At 65.9% G+C, this 16,784-nt stretch carries 14 protein-coding genes; 4 read left to right on the forward strand and 10 right to left on the reverse strand.

All coding sequences use genetic code 11. The features are described from left to right. Positions 1-6: 6 nt before the first annotated feature. The 3 genes from ftsX to rhlB all read right to left on the reverse strand — a co-directional run bounded on the left by ftsX (position 7) and on the right by rhlB (position 3,438). The gene (gene ftsX, locus ACCQ12_RS18220; RefSeq protein WP_372382409.1) at positions 7-957 is read right to left on the reverse strand and encodes a permease-like cell division protein FtsX; all 951 of its coding nucleotides are present in this window, start codon (positions 955-957) and stop codon (positions 7-9) included. Further along, positions 954-1,640: a cell division ATP-binding protein FtsE gene (gene ftsE, locus ACCQ12_RS18225; protein WP_372382410.1), complete on the reverse strand. Its 687-nt coding sequence runs from the start codon at positions 1,638-1,640 to the stop codon at positions 954-956. The genes ftsX and ftsE overlap by 4 nt, the downstream gene beginning before the upstream one ends. Before the next feature lie 76 nt (positions 1,641-1,716). Next, the gene (rhlB, locus tag ACCQ12_RS18230) at positions 1,717-3,438 is read right to left on the reverse strand and encodes an ATP-dependent RNA helicase RhlB (RefSeq protein ID WP_372382411.1); all 1,722 of its coding nucleotides are present in this window, start codon (positions 3,436-3,438) and stop codon (positions 1,717-1,719) included. 197 nt (positions 3,439-3,635) lie between these two features. Here rhlB and trxA point away from each other — a divergent pair, with 197 nt between their 5' ends. Continuing rightward, positions 3,636-3,977, forward strand: a complete 342-nt coding sequence (gene trxA / locus ACCQ12_RS18235; RefSeq protein WP_039405310.1) for a thioredoxin TrxA — start codon at positions 3,636-3,638, stop codon at positions 3,975-3,977. 219 nt (positions 3,978-4,196) lie between these two features. Then, positions 4,197-6,035: a transcription termination factor Rho gene (gene rho / locus ACCQ12_RS18240; RefSeq protein WP_179456333.1), complete on the forward strand. Its 1,839-nt coding sequence runs from the start codon at positions 4,197-4,199 to the stop codon at positions 6,033-6,035. 131 nt (positions 6,036-6,166) lie between these two features. Here the strand turns inward: rho and aceK are convergent, their stop codons facing one another. Together aceK and ACCQ12_RS18250 are read right to left on the reverse strand one after the other, a co-directional pair. After that, positions 6,167-7,906, reverse strand: a complete 1,740-nt coding sequence (gene aceK, locus ACCQ12_RS18245; protein ID WP_372382412.1) for a bifunctional isocitrate dehydrogenase kinase/phosphatase — start codon at positions 7,904-7,906, stop codon at positions 6,167-6,169. Further along, the gene (locus ACCQ12_RS18250; RefSeq protein ID WP_047694616.1) at positions 7,903-8,850 is read right to left on the reverse strand and encodes a LysR substrate-binding domain-containing protein; all 948 of its coding nucleotides are present in this window, start codon (positions 8,848-8,850) and stop codon (positions 7,903-7,905) included. The genes aceK and ACCQ12_RS18250 overlap by 4 nt, the downstream gene beginning before the upstream one ends. Positions 8,851-8,952: 102 nt before the next feature. Between ACCQ12_RS18250 and ACCQ12_RS18255 the strand changes: the two genes are divergently transcribed. Further along, positions 8,953-9,213, forward strand: a complete 261-nt coding sequence (locus tag ACCQ12_RS18255; RefSeq protein ID WP_372382413.1) for a hypothetical protein — start codon at positions 8,953-8,955, stop codon at positions 9,211-9,213. A 73-nt stretch (positions 9,214-9,286) separates the two neighbouring features. On the opposite strand, the gene ACCQ12_RS18260 is transcribed toward ACCQ12_RS18255, so the two are convergent. The 5 genes from ACCQ12_RS18260 to ACCQ12_RS18280 form a co-directional block, all read right to left on the reverse strand. Beyond that, positions 9,287-11,518, reverse strand: coding sequence for an NADP-dependent isocitrate dehydrogenase (locus tag ACCQ12_RS18260; protein ID WP_372382414.1), 2,232 nt, complete (start codon positions 11,516-11,518; stop codon positions 9,287-9,289). A 351-nt stretch (positions 11,519-11,869) separates the two neighbouring features. After that, entirely contained in the window at positions 11,870-12,430 is a 561-nt protein-coding gene (locus tag ACCQ12_RS18265) for a RodZ family helix-turn-helix domain-containing protein (RefSeq protein ID WP_372382415.1), read from the reverse strand. Positions 12,431-12,512: 82 nt separating this feature from the next. Continuing rightward, positions 12,513-12,806, reverse strand: a complete 294-nt coding sequence (locus ACCQ12_RS18270) for a LysM peptidoglycan-binding domain-containing protein (RefSeq protein ID WP_372382416.1) — start codon at positions 12,804-12,806, stop codon at positions 12,513-12,515. 102 nt (positions 12,807-12,908) lie between these two features. Further along, the gene (gene queF / locus ACCQ12_RS18275; RefSeq protein ID WP_372382417.1) at positions 12,909-13,724 is read right to left on the reverse strand and encodes an NADPH-dependent 7-cyano-7-deazaguanine reductase QueF; all 816 of its coding nucleotides are present in this window, start codon (positions 13,722-13,724) and stop codon (positions 12,909-12,911) included. A 163-nt stretch (positions 13,725-13,887) separates the two neighbouring features. Further along, on the reverse strand, positions 13,888-15,195 hold the full coding sequence (locus ACCQ12_RS18280) for a M20 family metallopeptidase (RefSeq protein ID WP_166744112.1): 1,308 nt from the start codon (positions 15,193-15,195) through the stop codon (positions 13,888-13,890). 257 nt (positions 15,196-15,452) lie between these two features. Here ACCQ12_RS18280 and ACCQ12_RS18285 point away from each other — a divergent pair, with 257 nt between their 5' ends. Beyond that, entirely contained in the window at positions 15,453-16,694 is a 1,242-nt protein-coding gene (locus ACCQ12_RS18285; protein WP_047694605.1) for an efflux RND transporter periplasmic adaptor subunit, read from the forward strand. Positions 16,695-16,784 lie beyond the last annotated feature (90 nt).

Genomic DNA, 16,784 nt, shown 5'->3' on the forward strand with positions numbered 1-16,784 from the left:
CAGGCCTCAGGTCTCGGTGGGACGGGTCTGGCGAAGGAAATGGCCGGTCACCAGCCAGGCGCCCAGCCAGCCCAGCACCAGGGTGCCGATGAGCACCATCACAGAATGCAGCAGATCCAGCCCGTGCAGCGTAAACGAACTGCCATAGCTGTCGGCCAGGGTCGCCAGCGGCGCACGCAACGCCAGGCCCGAAGCGGCAATCAACGCAAGCGCCACGGCGCCAGCGCCCAGCCCGTACCACGCGCCCAGGTACAGGAACGGGCGACGGATGAAGCCATCGCTGGCGCCGAGCAGCTGCAGCACGCCGATCTCTTCGCGCCTCGACTGGATGTCCAGCCGCACGGTGTTGCCGACCACCAGCACCGCACCGATGCCAAGCAGGGCCGACAGCACCTGTACCAGGCGCTCGCCGAAGTGCAGCCAGCCATCCAGGCGCTTGCGCCACAGCGCGTCGTGCTGCACCTGGTCGGTTTGCGGCAGGGCCTGCAGTGCGCCGGCCAGTTGCGCGTCGTCGGCCGTGTCGGCGGGCGTGACGATCAGCAGCGTGGGCAGCGGGTTTTCGCCCAGCGCTTCGGCAGCTTCATCGAGCTTGGCGCTCTCACGCAACTCGGCCAGGCCCTGTTCGGGGGTGCGCAGCGTGACCTGCGCCACATCCGGGCGGGCTCGCAGCTCGGTGGCCAGCGCCTCCGCGGCCTCGGCCGCGACATCGACCTTCAGGAACAGATTGATCTCGCGCGATTGCTGCACGCTGCCGGCCAGCAGCTTGACGTTGTCCAGCGCGATCGACAGCCCGAGCGGCAAGGCCAGCGCCAATGCCATCACCACGATGGTCAGCAGCGTGGCCCACGGCTTGCGCATGGCGCGGCCCAGGCTGAAGGCGATGCTGTGCAGATGGTGGTCGATCCAGACGCCGAAGCGCGACGGTGCCACCGCTTCGGTATTGGCAAGCTTGCTCATTCGGCCAGGTCCTGCGGCGAGATGTCGTCGACCAGGCGGCCGTGGTCCAGGATCAGCACGCGCTTGCGCATCTGCTTGAGCAGCGCCAGGTCGTGGCTGACCACCAGCACGCTGGTGCCGCGCGCAGGAAGCTCGGCAAACAACTGCATGATTTCGGCCGCCAGCGACGGGTCGAGATTGCCGGTGGGCTCGTCGGCCACCAGCAGGCGCGGTTCGCCGACGATGGCGCGGGCGATGCCCACGCGTTGCTGCTCGCCCGCCGACAATTGCGATGGCAGGGCTTTTTCGCGATGGGCCAGGCCGATGCGTTCCAGCGCCGAGCGCACGCGCTTGCCGATCTCGGCGCGGCGGGTGCCGCGCAGGATCAACGGCAACGCCACGTTCTCGGCAATGCTGCGGTCGTTGAGTAGACGGTGGTCCTGGTAGACCGCACCCACCTGACGCCGATGCAGCGGAATCTGCCGGCCGCGCACCTTGAGCAGGTTGCGCTCACCCAGCAACACCGCGCCCTGGCTGGGCCGCTCGCTGAGGTGGATCAATTTGAGCAAGGTACTTTTGCCGGCGCCGGAGTGGCCGGTCACGAACAGCATCTCGCCATCGGCCACCTCGAAGCTGACATCGGTCAGCGCCTGGTGGCCCCCGGCGTAGTGCTTGCTGACGTTGTCGAAACGCAGAACGGTCATCCGTCGATTATGCCGGAGCGCCCGTGCCTGCGTCGCATCGCCGCGTAACGGCGATGCGATTGCAGCGAAGCGATCGTCAGTTGCCCGAGACCAGCGACCGCAGGCGGCGACCGATGCGGCTCAGCAGCGACGGGCTGCCGCCCGGCTTGGCTGCGGCGCGCACCGGCTTGGCGACCACCTGGGTCGGCTTGCGCGGGACAGCAGGTGCGGGCACCGGCGTGGACGCGACCGGCTCTGCACCGTCGACCGGACGGCCGTTGCGACGACGACGACGCTTGCGCGGTGCACGCTCGGCATCGGCCGCGATGGTGGACGGCGCGTCCACCGCTGCAGCGGCAACCACCGGTGTTTCGCTCGGTGCAGCCGTGGCAGGCGCCTGCCCTTCCACACGCGGCTTGCGGCGCGGACGCGGCTTGCCGTCGGCACCGGCGCTGGCGCCATCGCGGCGCCCGCCACCATTGCCGCTGCGCGAACCGCCGCCGGGACCACTGCGCCCGCCACCGCGACGCTGTTCTTCGGCGGCACGCTGCTCGCGCGCTTCGCGGAAGATCGTGCCCACGCTGTCGCCAGCGTCGTCGTCGGCCTCTTCGCCTTCCACCGGCACGCGTGCTGCACGCGGCAGCGGGGTCAACAGCTCGGTGGTCACCGGTTCGACCGGGATCTTCTGCTCGATGTAGGCCTCGATATCCGGCAGGCTCATCGCATAGCGCTCGCAGGCGAAGCTGATCGCATCGCCTTCTTCGCCCAGACGCGCGGTGCGGCCGATACGGTGCACGTAGTCTTCGGCGTCGAACGGCAGGTCGTAGTTGTAGACGTACTTGACCCCGTCGATATGCAGGCCGCGCGCGGCCACGTCGGTGGCGACCAGGATTTCGAGCTGGCCCTTCTGGAAGCGGTTGAGCAGCGACTCGCGCTTCTTCTGCGGCACATCGCCCGACAGCACACCAACGCGGTAGCCATGGCGCTCCAGGGTGCGCGCCACGCGCTCGACGAACGCCTTGGTGTTGACGAACACCATGGTGCGCGCGCCTTCGCTACGCGACAGCAGACCCAACAGCAGCGTCTGCTTCTCTTCGTCGGACGGGAAGTAGATGCGCTGGCGCACCCGCGCAGCGGTGATGGTCTCGGTCTCGACGACGAGCTTTTCCGGCTCGTTCATGTGCTCGTAGGCCAGCTCCAGCACGCGGTGGCTGAGCGTGGCCGAGAACAGCAGCGTCTGACGGGTGCCGCGCTCGGGCATGCGCCGCAGCAGGAAGCGGATGTCCTTGATGAAGCCCAGGTCGAACATGCGGTCGGCTTCGTCCAGCACGCAGATCTCGCAGGCATGCAGCGAGACCACCTTGTGCTGCTTGACGTAGTCGATCAGCCGGCCCGGCGTGGCGATGATCACGTCCACGCCCTGCTGCAGCAGCTCGCGCTGCTTGTCGTAATCCACTCCGCCGTAGACCAGCGCAAAGCGCAGCCCCAGGTCGGCGCCGAACTTGACTGCGTCTTTATGGATCTGGATCGCCAGCTCGCGGGTGGGCGCCAGGATCAGCGCGCGCGGGTCTTCCGGCTTGCGGTCGGCCAGCGCCGGGCGGATCAGCAGGCGGTTCATCACCGCCACCAGGAACGCCAGGGTCTTGCCGGTGCCGGTCTGGGCCTGGCCGGCGACATCGCCGCCCGGCAGCGCGACCGGCAGGGTCAGCGCCTGGATCGGGGTGCAGCGGGTAAATCCGGCGCTCTCCAGCCCGGCGATCAGCGCCGGATGCAGGTCGAACGAGGAAAAGGTCAAATCGGTCAGCGGTTTGTCGCTCATTATTCCGTCTTCGTAAGGCGCCCTGGGCAGCCCGGGCGCGGCTTGCATCGATGCCGACAGCGTCGCAAACTGCGGCAGTTGTGGCGGACAGCGCGGCTTCAGGACTGACACTTGATTCAGTCGCGCAATGCCCCAGTTTAACGCAATGTGGCGGCCTGCCCGATCGGGTGGGCCGTTTGGTTTCCAGGAGACCCAACGTGAGCGACAAGGTTCAACACGTCGGCGATGCCGACTTCGAGACAGCTGTACTGCAATCCGGCGAACCGGTCCTGGTGGATTTCTGGGCCGAATGGTGTGGCCCGTGCAAGATGATCGCACCGGTGCTGGACGATCTGGCCGATACATACCAGGGTCGGCTCAAGGTTGCCAAGGTCAACGTGGACCAGAACCGCGCCCTGGCCATCAAGTACCACGTGCGCTCGATCCCGATGCTGTTGCTGTTCAAGGACGGAGAAGTCCAGGCCAGCCAGATCGGGGCGGTTGGCAAGGGCCAGCTGACCCAGATGATCGACAAGACCCTGGGCGGCGCGGCCGCCTGAGTGAGCGGGCGTCCAGCGATGGGCGCCTGCCGTGGTAGGCCGGCAGTTAAATCCGGCCAAGGCCGATGCTTGCGCGGTTGCGCGCCGCGGTGATAGTGTCAGTTGGTCCGGCACACGTTCGTGCGCCGCCGTACCCCTCTAGAACCCTCTTCTAGACTCCCATCTACCAATAGTTCGCCCCCCAGCCGGGCGCTCGCACCTTAGCGAGGAATCACGCACTTGTCCGATCATCCTTCCTCCGATACCGGGAGCAGCGTCGACGCTCCCGTCGAGAAGCGCGTGCGCAAGCCGCGCGTGAGCAAGACCGCCGTCGCCCATGACGATGCCGGCGCGCAGCAACCCAACCTGCCCTTGCCCGCCAGTCCCGCACCCGACGCGCCACGCCCTCCGCAGGCACCGTCGCCCGCTGCCGAATCGGCACCGGCGCAGACGTCCGGCGATGGCGCAGGCACCAGCAGCGCTTCCAGCGCCAGCCAGGGCAGCGACAGCCACGGCGAGCCCCGCGAGGGCGGCCAGTCGCAGCAGCAGCGCTTCAATCAGGCGCAGCAACAGCAGAACCAGAATCAGGCGCAAAGCCAGGGCCAGAACCAGGGCCAAGGTCAGAATCAGGGCGGCCAGAATCAGCAGGGCCAGGGGCAGAACCAGCAGGGCAATCGCCGCGACCGGTTCCGCAACCGTCGCGACCGCGGTCCGCGCGACCGCTTCGGCAATGAAGGCGGCGGCATGCCGTCCTCCGACGGTAGCAACGAGCCCTTCATCGCGCGTCCGCATCCGGCCGTGCCGGAAGGCTTCCCCGTCTATTCGCTGAGCGACCTCAAGCGGATGCCGGCGCAGAAGCTGCTGGATATCGCCGACCAGCTCAACATCCAGGAAGGCGTGGCGCGCGCGCGCAAGCAGGACGTGATCTTCGCCCTGCTCAAGGTGCTGACCCGTCATGGCGAAGGCGTTGCTGCCGATGGCGTGCTGGAAATCCTGCCCGACGGCTTCGGTTTCCTGCGTGCGGCCGAAGCCAGCTACCTGGCCGGCCCGGACGACACCTATATCTCGCCCAGCCAGATCCGTCGCTTCAACCTGCGCACCGGCGATCATCTGTCCGGCCGCATTCGTTTCCCGAAGGATGGCGAGCGCTATTTCGCGCTGTCGATCGTGGACACCATCAACGGTGAGCCGCTGGAAGCGAGCAAGAACAAGGTGCTGTTCGAGAACCTGACCCCGCTGTTCCCGCGTCGTCGTTTCCGGCTGGAGCGTGGCGACGGGTCCACCGAGGACATCACCGGCCGCATCCTGGATCTGATGGCGCCGCAGGGCAAGGGTCAGCGCGCGCTGATCGTGTCCCCGCCCAAGGCCGGCAAGACGATGATGATGCAGCAGGTGGCCACGGCCATCACCACTAATCATCCCGAAGTGCACATGATCGTGCTGCTGATCGACGAGCGCCCGGAAGAAGTGACCGAAATGCAGCGCACCGTGCGCGGCGAGGTCATCTCCTCCACATTCGACGAGCCGGCTGCGCGTCACGTGCAGGTCGCCGAGATGGTGATCGAGCGGGCCAAGCGCCTGGTCGAGCACAAGAAGGACGTGGTGATCCTGCTGGACTCCATCACCCGCCTGGCGCGCGCCTACAACAACGTGGTGCCCAGCTCCGGCAAGGTGCTCACCGGTGGTGTGGACGCCAATGCGTTGCACCGGCCCAAGCGCTTCTTCGGTGCGGCACGTAACGTGGAAGAAGGCGGCTCGCTGACCATCATCGCCACGGCGCTGGTGGAAACCGGCAGCAAGATGGACGAGGTGATCTACGAAGAGTTCAAGGGCACCGGCAACAGCGAAGTGCATCTGAACCGCCGTATCACCGAAAAGCGCGTGTACCCGGCGATCGACATCAACCGCTCGGGCACGCGCCGCGAAGACCTGCTGATCGAGCCGGAGCTGCTGCAGAAGATCTGGATCCTGCGCAAGCTGCTGCACCCGATGGACGAAATCGCGGCGATGGAATTCCTGCTGGACAAGATGAAGACCACCAAGTCCAACGACGAGTTCTTCAGCTCGATGAAGCGCTGATTCCGGTCTGCGTCAACGAGAAAAAAGCCCCGCATTGCGGGGCTTTTTTGTGGGTGTGCTGCCATAAGCTGGCGACAACGAGCATCGGCAATACCCGCCCATTTCAGGACCGGTCGATACAGACAGACCCATCACGCCAGCCTGCGCGACTCCGCGTAGGGCGGCGTGTCCGGGTAATCGTCTTCGCGCAGCCGGGCCTGCAGGTTGCGCCACCATTGCGGGTCGAACAGCTCGGGGTGGATGTGCTTGACCGCTTCCAGTTGCGAGGGGGGCAAGCCCATGAACAAGGCGAAACGTTCGGGGAAGACGTCGCGCGGGCCGACGTGGAACCAGGGCTCGGCGGCCATCTGTTCTTCGTAGGTGGTGGGCGCGGGCCAGTCGCGGAACGTGCATTCGGTGATCAGGCACAGCTCGTCGTAGTCATAGAACACCGCGCGCTGGTGCCGGGTGATGCCGAAGTTCTTCAGCAGCATGTCGCCGGGAAAGATGTTGTTGCGCGCCATGTCCTTGATCGCCTGGCCGTAGTCCAGTGCGGCCGCATGCGCGGCCTCGGGCAGCTGTTCGCGCAGGTACAGATTGAGCGGGCGCAGGCGCCGTTGCACGTAGCACAGCGCGATCAGCACATCGTCGCCATCTTCGCTCAGGCTCATCGCGCAGCTGGTCTGCAGCTCTTCCAGCAGCACCGGTGAAAAGCGCGACCTGGGAAACCGCAGGAACCGGTAAGGCTGTGCGTCGAGCAGGCGGCCGATGCGATCCAGCTGGAACACCAGCTCGTATTTGCCTTCCACCTGGGCGCGGCTCATGGTCTTGGGATAGGCAAAGCGGTCGCGAATGAGCTTGAACACCAGCGGATAACTGGGCAGCGTAAACACGACCATGACCATGCCGGGCGTGCCGTCGGCATGCACCAGCTGCTCGGACGGCTGCGCCTGGAAATGGCTGAAGAACGTGCGATAGCGCTCGGTCTTGCCCTGTTTGGCACGGCCCAGCATCGTGTACAGCTCGTCGACCGGCTTGTGGGTGAGCAGGCTGCGCAGGAACACCACCGCATCGCCGACCGTCGACAGGTCGGCCTGGAAATAGCTGCGCGAATTGCTGAACAATTGCGCGACATCGCTGCGCCGGGTCAGCACCGCTTCGGCGCGCAGGCCGGCATCGTCGTTGATCAAGGCGATCACGCACGGCGAAAAGCGATGCTCGCCGAAGACGCGCCCGACCAGATAGGCGCGGCGCTCGCGATAAAACACGGTCTCCAGCAGCTCCACGCTGCGTACCGGATGCTCGCCCCAGTGCGCAAGATCGTCGAGCAGGCGCACCGCAATCGCAGCAGCGCAGCGGGTGCGATGCGCATACGGCACGGCGAATGCGTAGTCGCCCAGCACCCGCACCAGCATGTCGGTCAATCGGCCTGGCGAGACCGCATAGGTGTGGCGCGCCACCGGCACGGTAATGGCATCGGTGGGCTCGATATCCAGCGCGATGAACTCGATGTCGGCGTCCACGCCATGGGTGCCGAAGTAACGCCGGGTCAGGGTGTTGTAGAAGGTCTTGTACAACTCCTGATCGATCAACCCGCTCAGCAACGCGGCGTAATGATCGCGCGCGCGCATCCATAGCGCACGGTCGTGCGCCTGGCCCAGCAGTACTGCACGCAGCCGCAGCATGCATTCGGCGATGTATTGATCGTAGAGCGCGATGCGTGCAACTGCGTCGTCGCGCGCGCCGCTCCAATCGTGTGTTTCGAACCGCTGTTTGGCGCGTGCGGTGATCTCGGAAAACCGCGCGTGATAGTCCTCGAATGCTTCATACACGGCCTGGGCGATCGCCAGCGCGCGGCGCTCGGATTGCGGCGGCAACGGTGGGTGGCTCATGGTTGCACCGTCCGTGTGCGCTTGCGACCACGCGCGGCAGGTGGCACGGCGGTGGCCTGTTGCGCGTGCGCGGCGTGTTCGCGCGCCTGGCCCTGTAGCCACGTACGAAATGCAAGAAACCCGCCATGCGTACTGGAACGCGGCGGATACACCAGGTAATGCGACCAACTGGTCTTGAGCCGTTGCGTGGACAGCGCCACCAGTTGGCCGGACGCCAGCAACAGGCGCGCACGCGTCACGCGACCCAAGGCAACGCCGACGCCATCCAGCGCAGCGCGGTGGTGCGCCTCCGATTCGTCGAGGACGGCGACATAGCGCCGCGGAGCATCGCCGCCGAACGCGGCAAACCAGCGCAACCAGGCATCATCCGGGTCGCCCAGCAATGGCCAGTGGTGCAAGGGGGGCGCCTCCACGCCGCCCATGCGCGCGATCAGTGCCGGGCTTGCCATCGGCACCAGCCATTCGTCGAACAGGGGTTCGGCGATGACGCCCGCCCATTGCCCGGCACCGATGCGCATGGCGGCGTCCACCTGCTGCTGGCGTTCGAAATCCACCAGTCGCTCGCTCGACAGCAGATTGATTTCGATGGTGGGATGGACCGCCAGGAATTCGCCCAGCCGCGGTACCAGCCAGGCCGACGCCATCGACGGCGTGATGCTCAGCGTCAGCGTGTCTTCGCGGCGCGCACCGAAGGGCTCGAACGCTTCGGCAATCGCATCCAGATGCGGTGCGATGCGATCGAGCAACTGCTGGCCCTGCGGTGTAGCGGTGACGCCACGCGCATGCCGCTGCAGCAGTGGATACCCCAGCCGTTGTTCAAGCGCGCGCATCTGATGACTGAGCGCGCTGACGGTGAGATGCATCGCGCTTGCGGCGCGCGACAGGTTGCCCAGGCGCACCGCGCTGACGAAACCCTGCAATGCGTGAAGCGGAGGACGCGCCATGGCCAACCCTTGAATAGGATTCAACACTCACTTGCAAAAGCATCGCTTTTACGCCCCCTAGCCTGCACCTACTGTGGGTTTCACTCAAGTGGAGGCCAGGGCATGCGCATCTTTACCGACTTGTTGTTCCAGCACGGCCACATTGCCGACGCGGCGCTCGCTCGATGCCTGGCAGAAGCCGATGCGCCAGTTGAATCGGTTGAATCGGTTGAGTCCGTGGAATCAACGACGCCCCTTGCGCCGACAGTGCAGGACACGCAGCTGACGGCCGAAGCACGACAGCGCCTCCGGCGCGAGCGGCGCATGGAGCGGCTCAGCCGACGCCTGCTTCGGGCCATGACGGCGCTGTCGCCGTTCCGTTGAAACGACAAGGCCCGCCTCTGACGAGACGGGCCTTGATGGCAGCGTGCTCCGCACCGACAGGCGGTGCGTGGACTCAGGCCTTCAGCGTCGCCAGCACATCATTGAAGGTCTTGCTCGGGCGCATCGCTTCGCTGACCTTGGCCAGGTCCGGATGGTAATAACCGCCGATGTCCACCGGCTTGCCCTGCGCGCCGTTGAGCTCGGCCACGATGGTGGCTTCGTTCTCGGTCAGGGCCTTGGCCAGCGGTGCGAACTTGGCCTGCAAGGCGGTGTCTTCGGTCTGCGCGGCCAGGGCCTGCGCCCAATACATCGCCAGGTAGAAGTGGCTGCCGCGGTTGTCGAGCTCGCCCACCTTGCGTGCCGGCGACTTGTTGTTGTCCAGGAACTGCCCGTTGGCCACATCCAGCGCCTTGGCCAACACCGTGGCCGACGGATTGTCGTAGCGATTGCCCAGGTGTTCGAGCGAGGCCGCGAGCGCCAGGAACTCACCCAGCGAATCCCAGCGCAGGCAGTTCTCTTCGACGAACTGCTGCACGTGCTTGGGGGCCGAGCCGCCGGCGCCGGTTTCGAACAGGCCACCGCCAGCCATCAGCGGCACGATGGAGAGCATCTTGGCACTGGTGCCCAGTTCCATGATCGGGAACAGGTCGGTGAGGTAATCGCGCAGCACGTTGCCGGTGACCGAGATGGTGTCCTGGCCCTTGCGGATGCGCTCCAGCGAGAAGGTGGTCGCTTCCACCGGCGGCAGGATGCGGATATCCAGGCCGTTGGTGTCGTGATCCTTCAGATAGGTCTCGACCTTGGCGATCACCTGCGCGTCGTGCGCGCGAGCCTTGTCCAGCCAGAACACGGCCGGCGTGTCGCTCAGGCGTGCGCGCTCCACGGCCAGCTTCACCCAGTCCTGGATTGGCGCATCCTTGACCTGGCACATGCGCCACAGATCGCCGGCCTCCACTGCGTGTTCGAACACCGTCTTGCCATTGCCATCGGTGACCTTGACCGTGCCGGCAGCGGCGATCTGGAAGGTCTTGTCGTGCGAGCCGTATTCTTCGGCCTTCTGCGCCATCAACCCCACGTTGGGCACCGAACCCATGGTGGCCGGATCGAACGCGCCGTGCGCCTTGCAGTCGTCGATCACCGCCTGATACACGCCGGCGTAGCAACGGTCCGGGATCACCGCCTTGGTGTCCTGCAGCTTGCCATCGGCATTCCACATCTGGCCGGAATCGCGAATCATCGCCGGCATCGATGCGTCGACGATCACGTCGCTGGGCACATGCAGGTTGGTGATGCCCTTGTCCGAATTGACCATCGCCAGGCCTGGGCGCTGTGCGTATTCGGCCTGGATGTCGGCTTTGATCTGCGCCTGCTGGTCTTCCGGCAGCGTGCCGATGCGTGCGTACAGATCGCCGATGCCGTTGTTGGGATCGAAGCCGACCGACTTGAGCGCATCGGCATGCTTGCTCAGCGTGTCCTTGTAGAACTCGCCGACCACCACGCCGAACAGCACCGGGTCGGAGACCTTCATCATGGTGGCTTTCAGATGTACCGAGAACAGCACGTTCCTGGCCTTGGCATCGGCAATCTGCGCGTCGATGAAGCTGGCCAGCGCGCGCTTGCTCAACACGGCGGCATCGACGATCTCGCCGGCCTTGACCGCCACCTTGTCTTTCAGCACGGTGCTGCTGCCATCGGCAGCGACAAATTCGATCTTCAGGCTGCCGGCCTCGGACAGCGTGGCGGACTGCTCGCTGCCGAAGAAGTCACCATCGTCCATGTGCGCCACGTGCGACTTGGACTCGCCACTCCACTTGCCCATGCGGTGCGGATGCTTGCGCGCATAGTTCTTCACCGACAGCGGTGCGCGGCGGTCGGAATTGCCTTCGCGCAGCACCGGATTCACCGCGCTGCCCTTGACCTTGTCGTAGCGCGCCTTGATGTCTTTTTCCGCGGCATCCTTGGGCTCGTCCGGATACGCCGGCAGTGCATAGCCCTGCCCTTGCAGTTCCTTGATCGCGGCCTTGAGCTGCGGCACCGATGCGCTGATGTTGGGCAGCTTGATGATGTTGGCTTCCGGCGTGGTGGCCAGTTCGCCGAGCTCGGCGAGGTCGTCGGCGATTTTCTGCTGCTCGCTCAGGTGCTCGGGAAACAGCGCCAGGATGCGACCTGCCAGCGAGATGTCGCGCGTCTCGACCACGATCCCGGCGGTGTCGGTGTAGGCATCGATGATCGGCAGCAGCGACTGCGTGGCCAGGAAGGGAGCTTCGTCAGTGAGCGTGTAGAGGATCTTCGGTGTCTTCGACATGAGGTGCGATGGCTCTTGTGGTCGGGAGGAGCGCCGACGTCCAGCGATGGCGAGGTTGGCGTGCGCGACGGGGGTCGGTGATGGCACGCCGATCGGCCAGCGCATTGGACGCGGCATTGGATCAGCACGGCATTGTCGCGTCTGAGCCGCGCCCGGGTAAAGCGACCACGGGCGGACGCTTCATCCCGTCACGTGGCCAATGGGATGGATGCAGCTGTAACGAATGCGACGTGCATGGAAAAGGCGCGACCTTGCGGCCGCGCCCTGTCTGGTGCCCTGCAGAACTGGGTGTCTGCTACGAAGGTGTGCGATACAGCGCTGCACACCATCCGATGCCTCAACCAGCGCCGCTTACTTGACGGTGATGGTCTGCGGATTGCCGGCAGGCTTGCCATCCACCATCACCTGCGCGGTGTAGGTGCCGGCCGGCCAGCCATCGGGCTTGCTGAAGCTGAGATTGGTGGTCTCGGCCCCGGACGTGGTCAAGGTGGCGTTCTGTTCGCCCGCCACCTGACCATCCTGATAGGTGAGCTTGGCCGATACCGGCACGTTGCTCGCACTGCCGTTGGTCTTGACCGAGACGATGATGGTGTCCTTGGTGCCGATGTTGGCAGATGGTGTCACTGTCTTGTCGGCAGCTGCCTTGGTTCCTACCGCAACGCTGGAGACGGTGACGGCAGCGCCGGTGCCCGTTGCGGTATCGGTGCTTGCAGCGCCGGTCGCGGTGCTCTGCCCGGCCTGGTCGCTGGCCGGCGGCGTCGCGGCCGGGCCCGGCATGGCGTCGGTGGCAGCGCCGGAGGTGGGATCCTTCGACACGTTGGAATCGTCGTTGGCTTCTTTACGGCAGCCCGACAAGGCCAGGACGCCGGCAAGGGCGAGTACGAGGGAGCTGGAAACGGCTTTGCTACGCATGGATCGTTCTCCAAAGAGCGAATGGGTGGCGGCGAATGACTCGCCTTGTCTAAATCGAATGCATGAATGACGCGGCAGCTGCTTAAGCCTTCGGTGGCAGGTGCAGCACCTGGCCCGGGAAGATCTTGTCCGGGTCCTTGAGCGTTTCGCGGTTGGCTTCGAAAATACCCGGCCACAATGCGCCATCACCCAGGTGACGTTTCGCGATGCTGGATAGCGTGTCGCCTGCCTGCACGGTGACCGACTCGTCGACCAGCTGCGCTGTGCTTTGCACGCTGGTGCGCACGTTGGAAAAATCCGCTGCCGGCGTTACCTCGGCCGTGCTGTCGACCGATGCGGTGACGTTGGAAAAATCTGCTTTTTTATCGGCGCTCATTGCTGCAACCCTTGTGCCTCACGATGGCTGCAGGGTGCGCGAGCGGCTGTTAAGCGTGGATCGCGCCACCGTGAAGCCGGCGCGATCCTGTGCAGGCACGACTTACTGGCGCAGGTCGCGGAAGATCGACAGCGGTGTTGGCACGCTGGGCGAGCTGCGCAGGGGGTTGATGTCCAACCCACCGCGACGGGTATAACGCGCTTCCACCACCAGCCATTCGGGTGCGCAACGGATCAGCACGTCATTGAAGATGCGCTCCACGCACTGCTCATGAAACTCGGCGTGGTCGCGGAAACTCACCAGATACCGCAGCAAGCCTTCGCGATCGATTGGCGCGCCGCGATAGCGCAGCGTGACGCTGGCCCAATCCGGCTGGCCGGTGACCGGGCAATTGGATTTGAGCAGCGCGGAGGTCAGCACTTCGTCCACTGCAGCGCCTGCATGCGCACGCAGATAATCGGCGTTGGGCGGGCCGTAGTCGTCGATGCTGACATCCAGCGTATCGATCGACTCACCCTCGCCCACCGCATCGATCGGCGGCAGCCCGAACTCCACCGATACATCGGCACCTGCGCGCGTGGACAGGTCGGTGGCGATGCGTGTGCGTACCGCTTCGGCGCTATTGAAGCGGGTGGCATTGAGCGAGTTGAGATACAGCTTGAGCGACTTGGATTCGATCAGCGATGGCGACTCGCAGGGCACATGCACGGTGGCCGTGGCCACGCACGGCTTGCCTTGCGCATCGAGCCAGCTCAACTCATAGGCATGCCAGCGATCACGGCCGATGAACGGCAGTGCGCCGGTCAGCCCGATCGCCTCGCGCCCGGCCGCACGCGGAATCGGAAACAGCAAGGACGGGTCGTAGCCGCTCGGGTAGGCAACCTCGCGACCAAGGGTGGAATCTTCTGGGGTATTCATGCCGCCATTTTAGGCCGCACGGGCTGGCCGTGAGGTGTATGGCAGCCGCTGGAACACCGAGCCGACGAAAGGAGCAGCTGACCTCTTCACGCAGCCCATCGCCCTACTTGATCGCCAACGGAGTGGGGAATCGCGCAACTGCACCCGATTCCCCATTCCCGATTCACCCCTGCTGCAGATAATCCAGCGACACCTGCAACAGCGCACGCAAGCCCACATCCAGCGAGGACTCATCCAGCAGGAACTGCGGCGAATGGTTGCTGGGCGCGGTGGCCGGGTCGATGCCCTTGGCGGTGGAGCCGACGAAGAAGAACATCGACGGCACCTGCTGGGCATAGAACGAGAAATCTTCCGCGCCCATCTGCAACGGCGGCTCGTACACATTATCGGCGCCCACCACGGCCTGCAGGCTGGGCAGCATCCTGGCGGTCAGTGCGGGGTCGTTGACGGTGGCCGGGTTGCCGGGCTGGTCCGGCACCTGCGCTTCGACCTTGGCGCCATGGGCAGCGGCGGTGTGTTCGGCCACGTTCTTGAGATCGGCAAAGATCTGCTGGCGCATGCCCTCGTCGAAGGTGCGGATGGTGCCGACCATGTCCACATCGTCGGGGATGATGTTGTAGCGGATGCCGCCCTTGATCGCGCCGAAGCTGAGCACCGCCGGCTGCTTGGACAGGTTGGCGCGGCGGCTGATCACCGTCTGCGCGGCGCCGATCATGTCGGCGCTGGCCACGATCGGGTCGATGCCGTTCCAGGGCGCCGAGCCGTGGGTCTGGCGGCCGATCATCTTGATCGCAAACCGGTCCGAGGCCGCCATCAGCGGGCCGCTGCGCACCGCGATCTTGCCGGCCTGCACGCTGGAGAACACATGCAGGCCGAACACCGCCTGCGGCTTGAAGTCGGCGAACAGGCCTTCCTTGAGCATCAGCGAGGCGCCGCCTTCCTCGTTGCCGGGCGCGCCTTCTTCGGAGGGCTGGAAGATCAGCATCACTTCGCCGGGCAGTTGCTCGCGCATGCCCACCAGCGCCTCGGCCACGCCGAGCAGGATGGCGGTATGGGCATCGTGGCCGCAGGCGTGCATCACCCCGACCTGCTCGCCGCGGTACTCGGCGGTGGCCTTGGAGGCAAACGCCAGCCCGGTCTGCTCTTTCACCGGCAACGCGTCCATGTCCGCGCGCAGGGCGATCTTCGGGCCGGGCTTGCCACCCTTGATGATGGCCACCACGCCGTGATGGGCAATGCCGGTGCGCGGCTTGAGGCCCAGCTTGCGCAGCTGCGCGGCCACGGTGGCGGCGGTGCGCTCCTCGCGGTTGGACAGCTCCGGGTGCTGGTGGAAGTCGCGGCGCCATTGCACCACCTTGGCCTGCAGCGGGGCGGCGGCGGCCTGGACTTCGGGCCGTTGCGCAGTCTGCGCGGCGGCGAGCGTGGGCAGGGCGAGCAGCAGCGCGCTGGTCAGCAGGCGGGAGTGGCGCATCGGCAATCCTCTCAAGGTGGTTGCTTAATGTAGTGCAGGTGCGCGCCCGATGGGCTGCAGTGGGGCCCGATTCAGCCCGGCGGTCAACCGCCGCGGCCGTGGCGCGTTGCCGCTGCAGTGCCTCCATGACCGTTGCGGTCGTTTCACCGGCCGAGCCGTTACTTCAGTAACGCTCAATTGGTGGAACGCAACGATATGCTGCGCACAGCCGCCCCACGGTCGCACCACGCGCCCGGCCCGCCATCAGGAGTTGTCGCATGTCGCGTTTTTGGAAGATCACACTGCTGGTTGTCGCGGTGCTTGTCGTGGTGTTCGTCGCAATGCGGATGATGGGTGGGGGCAACCAGGGCAAGCGCGCAGGCGCGCCGGACGGCACCGGCACCGAAAACAGCGGCCCGGTGCCGGTGACGGTGGTGGCCGCCACCACCCAGGACGTGCCGGTGTATGCCAGCGCGCTGGGCACGGTGACCGCGCTCAACACGGTCACGGTCAGCCCGCAGGTGGGCGGCCAGCTGATGAGCCTGAATTTCAAGGAAGGCCAGGAAGTGAAGAAGGGCGAGGTGCTGGCGCAGATCGACCCGCGCACGCTGCAGGCCAGCTACGACCAGGCGCTGGCGGCCAAGCGCCAGAACCAGGCGTTGCTGGCGACCTCGCGGGTGAATTACCAGCGCTCTAACGACCCGGCCTACAAGCAATACGTCTCGCGCACCGATCTGGACACCCAGCGCAACCAGGTGGCGCAGTACGAGGCCGCCGTGGCCGCCAACGATGCGCAGATGCGCTCGGCGCAGGTGCAATTGCAGTTCACCCGCGTCACCGCGCCGATCGACGGCATCGCCGGCATCCGTGGCGTGGACGTGGGCAATATCGTCAGCACCAGCTCCACCATCGTGACGCTGACCCAGATCCGCCCGATCTACGTGTCCTTCAACCTGCCCGAGCGCGAGCTGCAGGCCGTGCGCAGCGGCCAGGCGGCGGCACCGCTGGGCGTGGCGGCGCTGGACCGTGGCGATGCGCATGTGATCAGCGGCGACGGCAAGCTGGATGTGATCGACAACCGCATCGCTGCCGACAGCGGCACCTTCGGTGCGCGCGCGATCTTCGACAACACCGACAACGCGCTGTGGCCGGGCCAGTTCGTCAACGTGCGGTTGCAGCTGCGCACCATCTCCGGCGGCACCGTGGTCCCGACCCAGGCAGTGCAGCGCGGCCCGGATGGCGATTACGTCTACGTGGTGGGCAACGACAACACCGCACAGATGCGCACCGTGGTGCAGGGCGTGGAAGTGGACGACAGCCATGTGCAGCTCACCAAGGGGCTCAAGCCCGGCGAGCGGGTGGTGACCGAGGGCCAGTTCCGGCTCAAGCCAGGCAGCAAGGTCAGTGCGCTCAAGCCGGGCGAAACCCCGCCGGAGCCGACCGAAGCCGAGCTCAAGGCCGCCCAGAACAAGCAGGAGCGCGGCGGCGGCGGTGGCCGTCGCGGCGGCGGCCCGCGTTGATGCCGGCCTGACCGCTGGCGACGGGCCTGCCCCGTCGCCAGTGCGCGTCGGCGCCGTGTGCGCCGGCATCGATTGACGTCTTCAGCAAGG

The organism is Xanthomonas sp. NCPPB 1068 (genome assembly GCF_041479385.2).
Taxonomy (GTDB): domain Bacteria; phylum Pseudomonadota; class Gammaproteobacteria; order Xanthomonadales; family Xanthomonadaceae; genus Xanthomonas; species Xanthomonas cannabis.